General features: G+C 66.2%; 7 protein-coding genes. All 7 read left to right on the forward strand.

Going from position 1 to position 5,837, the window contains the following annotated elements:
• On the forward strand, window positions 1-320 hold a 320-nt coding region (cutA, locus tag PHP91_RS16910), incomplete at its 5' end, for a divalent-cation tolerance protein CutA (RefSeq protein WP_300143592.1).
• Between the two features lie 81 nt (window positions 321-401).
• Window positions 402-1,337 carry a carbohydrate kinase family protein gene (locus PHP91_RS16915; RefSeq protein ID WP_300143595.1) on the forward strand — a complete coding sequence of 312 codons (936 nt, stop codon included), beginning with the start codon at window positions 402-404 and terminating at the stop codon, window positions 1,335-1,337.
• Between the two features lie 30 nt (window positions 1,338-1,367).
• Window positions 1,368-2,450 carry an aminoglycoside phosphotransferase family protein gene (locus PHP91_RS16920; RefSeq protein ID WP_300143598.1) on the forward strand — a complete coding sequence of 361 codons (1,083 nt, stop codon included), beginning with the start codon at window positions 1,368-1,370 and terminating at the stop codon, window positions 2,448-2,450.
• A gap of 4 nt (window positions 2,451-2,454) precedes the next feature.
• The gene (locus PHP91_RS16925) at window positions 2,455-3,051 is read left to right on the forward strand and encodes an adenylyl-sulfate kinase (protein WP_300143600.1); all 597 of its coding nucleotides are present in this window, start codon (window positions 2,455-2,457) and stop codon (window positions 3,049-3,051) included.
• Window positions 3,052-3,090: 39 nt separating this feature from the next.
• Window positions 3,091-4,440: a tRNA (N6-isopentenyl adenosine(37)-C2)-methylthiotransferase MiaB gene (miaB, locus tag PHP91_RS16930; protein ID WP_300143603.1), complete on the forward strand. Its 1,350-nt coding sequence runs from the start codon at window positions 3,091-3,093 to the stop codon at window positions 4,438-4,440.
• The gene (locus PHP91_RS16935; RefSeq protein WP_300143606.1) at window positions 4,434-4,925 is read left to right on the forward strand and encodes a bifunctional nuclease family protein; all 492 of its coding nucleotides are present in this window, start codon (window positions 4,434-4,436) and stop codon (window positions 4,923-4,925) included. The genes miaB and PHP91_RS16935 overlap by 7 nt, the downstream gene beginning before the upstream one ends.
• Before the next feature lie 7 nt (window positions 4,926-4,932).
• The gene (locus PHP91_RS16940) at window positions 4,933-5,589 is read left to right on the forward strand and encodes a histidinol phosphate phosphatase domain-containing protein (protein WP_300143609.1); all 657 of its coding nucleotides are present in this window, start codon (window positions 4,933-4,935) and stop codon (window positions 5,587-5,589) included.
• Window positions 5,590-5,837 lie beyond the last annotated feature (248 nt).

Genomic DNA, 5,837 nt, shown 5'->3' on the forward strand with positions numbered 1-5,837 from the left:
CCGAGTCCTTCGTCTACATCACCTGCGCCACCGAGGCCGAGGCGGAAGCCATCGGGACCGTGCTGGTGGAGCGGCGGCTGGCCGCCTGCGTGAACATCCTGCCCGGCATGCGTTCGCTCTACTGGTGGCGCGGCAAGGTGGAGCGGGGCGAGGAGACCGTGCTCATCGCCAAGACCCGGCGCGAGCTGGTGGACGAGCTGACCGAAGCGGTCAAGGCCGTGCATGGCTACGAGGTGCCCTGCGTGGTCGCTCTGGACATCGCCGGGGGCAATGGGGATTTCCTCGACTGGATCAGGGCGGAAACCAGGCCCGGCGAGTGACGCCGGGCGCAGACCGTCATTGACGCGGGACCGACAAGCCTTTACCCTCCCCGCCAGGAATCGACACCTACAGGAGGAAACATGCAGATTTACATTTCCGGTTCCCTGGCCTTCGACCGCATCATGACCTTTCCCGACAAGTTCTCCAATCATATCCTGCCCGATAAGATTCATATCCTGAACGTCTGTTTCCTCGTCAACGGGCTGGACGAGCGGTTCGGCGGCACCGGCGGCAACATCGCCTACAACCTCTCCCTGCTGGGCGAGAAGCCCGTGCTGCTCAGCCAGGTGGGCAAGGACTTCGCCTCCTACGACGGCTGGCTCCAGAAGCACGGCATCTCCGTGGAGGGCATCCGCACCGTGGAGCAGGAATTCACGGCCGGGGCCTACATCACCACCGATCAGTCGGACAACCAGATCACCGGCTTCAACCCCGGGGCCATGAAGTACCCGAGCCAGTACGACATGAGCGCCATCGACCCGTCCGAGGCCATCGGCATCATCTCGCCTGGCAACCTTTCCGACATGATGGAGCACCCCCGCTACTACCGCGAGCACGGCATCCCGTTCATCTTCGATCCGGGCCAGCAGATCACCGCATTCACGGGCGAGCAGTTGGCCGGGGCCTTTGACGGCGCGGAAATCCTCATCACCAACGACTACGAGCTGGAGATGATTATGAACGCCACCAAGCTGTCCAAGGCGGAAATCCAGGAGCGCGTGGCCTACCTGATCACCACCTACGGCGAGCATGGCTCGGTGGTGGACTGCAAGGGCGAGGAGATCAGGATTCCGGCCGTCCCGGTCAGCGTGGTGGCCGATCCCACGGGCGCGGGCGACGCCTACCGTTCCGGCCTGCTCAAGGGCCTGGCCATGGAGAAGACCGTGGCCGAGTCCGCCCGGCTGGGCGCCGTCTGCGCCGCCTATGCGGTGGAGAAGAAGGGCACCCAGGAACATTTCTTCACCATGGACGAGTTCCGCAAACGGTACGAGGCGAGTTTCGGCCCCCTGGAATAGGGACCGGCCCGGCCTCGGCAAGGAGGCGGCATGATCGAGCTCAGGACCGAGAACATCGAGGCCTACCTCAGGCGGGCATTTGGCGACGACGCGCGCCTCATCGGCGCGGGCGACATCGGCAACCTCGACGAGCAGGGGATGAAGGGGTTCGGCTACGGCAAGCCCCTGCTCCTGGTCTACGAGGTCGGGGGCGAGCGGCGCGAGGCCGTGCTCTCCATCATGAAGGGCGACAAATACGGCCATCAGTTCTACTGGGACCGCGCCGCCATCCTGATGTTCCAGTACGAGACCTCGGCGCGCATGGAGGCCCACGTCCGGCCCCTGGGGCTCGGCTACGTGGACGGCGACGACGCCCTGGTGCCCGTGGACCGGCCCAAGGAATTCTTCATTCTCAACGAGAAGCTGGAGGGCCACGACTACTTCCAGGACCTGGAGCGCATCCGGCGCGGCGACTTTCGGGAGAGCGACGTGGAGACTGCGCGGGAGTTCGCCCGCTGGCTGGCCCGCGTCCACTCGGCCAAGCTCGACGACGTGCACCTCTACTACCGGCGCATCCGCAATCTGATCGGGTCCAGCGAGTGCATCCTGGGGCTGGTGGACGAGGCCTTCCCGCACCCTTGGGCCGCCTTCGGCGACGACCGGTTCCGGGCCGTCGAGAAGCGGCTTGTCGACTGGCGCTGGAAGCTCAAGGGGTACGCCCACCGCCTCAGCGCGGTGCACGGCGACTTCCACCCCTGGAACGTGCTGGTCACCGACGACGGCCGGTTCTCGGTCCTGGACCGCAGCCGGGGCGAGTGGGGCGAGCCGGGCGGCGACCTGGCCACCATGGCCATCAACTATCTGCTCTGGAGCCTGTACGGGCACGAGCGGATGAACGGGCCCTGGGCCACGCTCTACCGCGCCTATTTCGAGGAATACCTGGCCTGCACGGGCGACACCGAGGTCCTGGAGGTCATGGCCCCGTTCTTCGTTTTCCGCGGCCTGGTCATTGCTTCGCCCGAGTGGTACCCGGACCACCCCGAGCCGGTGCGCCGGGGGCTGCTGAACCTCCTCGCGAACGTGCTGGAGGACGAGGTCTTCGATTGGGAAAACATCAACAAGTACATGGAGTGACGCCGTGAACGAGGGCTGGGCCGTTTGGTTCGTGGGGCTGCCCGGCAGCGGCAAGTCCGCCCTGGCCAGGGGCGTGCGCGACCACCTGGCCGCCAAGGGGCGGGACGTGGTCCTGCTCCAGATGGACGAGCTGCGCCGCAAGTACGCGCCCGAGCCGCGCTACACCCCGGAGGAACGCGAGTTTTCCTACGCCCGGTTCGTGGACGACGCCGCAGCCCTGGTTCGCGAGGGGCGGGGCGTGCTCATGGACGGCTCGGCCTACAAGGTCGCCATGCGGGCGCGGGCGCGTCGGCGCATCGCGAAGTTCGCGGAAATCTTCGTCCAGTGCGACCTGGACGAGGCCATGCGCCGCGAGGCCGGGCGGCCCGAGGGCAAGGTCATGGCCGCGCTCTATGAAAAGGCGCTCCTGCGCAGGCGCACGGGCGAGCCCTGCGAGGGGCTGGGCGAGGTCATCGGCGTGGACGTGCCCTTCGAGAAGGACCCGGCGGCCGAGTGCGTCATCGACAACACCTGCCTGCCCAAGGCCGAGACCCTGCGCAGGGCCCTGCACTTCCTGGACACCTGGCTGCCCGATGATTACATGCCCGCCCAGGCCGATTAACCGACAATCCCCGCGTCGCAAGGCGCATCAGGAACAGATATGAAGTTTCACATCACCACCTTCGGGTGCCAGATGAACGTGCATGATTCCGAGTGGCTGGCCCGCGCCCTGGAGGCCCGTGGCTGGGAGCCCGCCGGCGAGGACGAGGCCCAGGTCTACATCCTCAACACCTGCAGCGTGCGCGACAAGCCGGAGCAGAAGGTCTACAGCGAGCTGGGGCGCGTGGCGGCCCACCTGCGGCGCGACCCGGCCGTCTTCGCGGCCGTGGGCGGCTGCGTGGCGCAGCAGGTTGGGCGGGGGTTCTTCGACCGCTTCCCCCACGTCAGGCTGGTCTTCGGGTCCGACGGCATCGCGGGCGCGCCGGGCGCCCTGGAGCGCATCGCCCAGGGCCGTGACGACCGTGTGGCCCTGCTTGATTTCGTCAACATCTACGAGGAGCGGGAACGGCCGAACGAGCGGACCGTCGCCGTGCCCGAGACGCGCCAGGCCTTCGTCAACATCATGCAGGGATGCGACAATTTCTGCGCCTACTGCATCGTGCCCTACACGCGCGGCCGCCAGAAGTCCCGTCATCCCGACGCTGTGGTGGAGGAATGCCGCGCCCTGGCGGCCTCCGGCGTGCGCGAGATCACGCTGCTGGGCCAGAACGTCAACAGCTTCGGCCTGGACAAGGGCGGGGCGGGCGTCAGCTTTGCGGACCTGCTCCGCCGCGTTGCCGCCATCGACGGCCTGGACCGGCTGCGCTTCACCACCTCGCACCCCAAGGACATCGCCCCGGAGGTCATCGCGGCCTTCGGCGAGCTCCCGAACCTCTGTCCGTCGCTTCACCTGCCGCTCCAGAGCGGGTCGGACGCGGTGCTGAAGGCCATGCGCCGCCGGTACGACCGGACGCGCTACCTGTCCATCGTGGACGCGCTGAAGGCGGCCCGGCCGGACATCGCCCTGACCACGGATCTCATCGTCGGCTTTCCCGGCGAGACCGAGGCTGACTTTCGGGACACCCTGGAGATGGTCGAGCGCGTGGGCTACGAATCGAGCTTTTCCTTCAAGTATTCCGACCGCCCGGGCGTGGCGGCCGTGAACATGGAGCCCAAGGTGGCCCCCGAAGAGGCCGGGGAGCGTTTAGCGCGCTTGCAGAGTCTGCAAAATAGTATTACTAGAAAATGTCTAAAAAAATTGGAAGGCGTTCGGACGGACGCCTTCATCGAGGGATTGAGCCGCATGCAGGACGACGGGCCCACCTGGTGGAAGGGCAGGGACCCGGCGGGCCGCATCGTCAACGTTCCTCTGGCCGAGGGCGACGGGTTGATGGGGATGATGATCCCGGTCAGCATCGTCGAGGCCAAAAAACACTCGCTGGTTGGCGAGAAGGCTGGATCGCCGTGGTAAAGGTTGAAATTTTCGGCCTGGCGCTGGACGAGAACAACAAGTCCCCCATTCTCATCCTCAAGGGGGAGGACCGGGCCCGCGTGCTGCCCATCTGGATCGGCGCGGTGGAGGCCATGGCCATCTCCGTGGCCCTCAACGCGATTCCCTTTCCCAGGCCCATGACCCACGACCTGCTGCTCAACACCATCCTGAACATGGGCGGCAAAGTGGAGAGCATCGTGGTCAATTCCATCGTGGATGGCACGTTCTTCGCCGAAATCGTGGTGGAGCGCGAGGGCGGCATCGTCAGGATCGACAGCCGCCCCTCGGACGCCATCGCCCTGGCCGTGCGCGCCAAGTGCCCCATGTTCGTGGAGGACGCCGTCATGGAGTCCTCCGGCGTGCCGCTCAAGGACGGCGAGACCGTCCTGCTCACCGAGGATTCCGACAAGTGGATGGACGAGCTGAACCGGCTCTCCGAGGACGACACCAAATACAAGATGTAGGCCGAAGATGATCGATTTGCACACGCACACGGTGTTCAGCGACGGCGAGCTCATCCCGGCGGAACTGGTCCGGCGGGCCGAGGTCATCGGGTACAAGGGCATCTGCCTGACCGATCATGCCGACGAGGCCACCCTGTATCACATCGTGGAGAACGTTTCCCGCTTTGTGAAGAAGCAGGGGCATTTCTATTCCATCAACATCCTGGCCGGGGTCGAGTTGACCCACATCGTGCCCGCGCTCATCCCCGAGATGGTCGCGGCCGCGCGCAAGGCCGGGGCCCAGGTGGTGGTCATGCACGGCGAGACTCCGGTGGAGCCGGTGGCCCCCGGCACCAACCTGGCCGCCATCGAGGCGGGTGTGGACGTCCTGGGCCATCCGGGCCTGATCACCGACCAGGAGGCCGCATTGGCCGCCGAAAAGGGCGTGGCCCTGGAGATCACCACCCGCTGCGGCCACGGCTACACCAACGGCCACGTGGTCAACATGGCCCGCAAGCACGGCGCCAAGCTGGTGGTGGACAACGACGCCCACGCGCCCAAGGACCTGGTGAGCGCCGAGCTGCGCCGCACCGTGGCCCTTGGGGCGGGCATGACCCCTGCTGAGTACGAGCAGGCCAACGCCAACGCCTGGGCCATCATCCAGCGCTGCCTGGGGCGGTCCTGAGGCGTCACGGTCCCGAAGGGAACGGATGACGGAAAAGACGTATGAACCGAAGAGCCGGGTCAGGTCGGCGCGGCTCTTTTTCCAGAAGCGGACCCGGCGGGTCCACAAGCGATGAACGGGTGACCCATGAATTTCCTGCCTGACAACAGCATCGTGACCCTGATTTCGGGCGCGACCCTGGCCGTGAAGCTGGTGATGCTCTTCCTGGGCTGCATGTCCCTGTGGAGCTGGACCATCATCTTCTACAA

This window comes from Pseudodesulfovibrio sp., assembly GCF_028692895.1.
In the GTDB taxonomy this organism is placed as follows: domain Bacteria; phylum Desulfobacterota; class Desulfovibrionia; order Desulfovibrionales; family Desulfovibrionaceae; genus Pseudodesulfovibrio.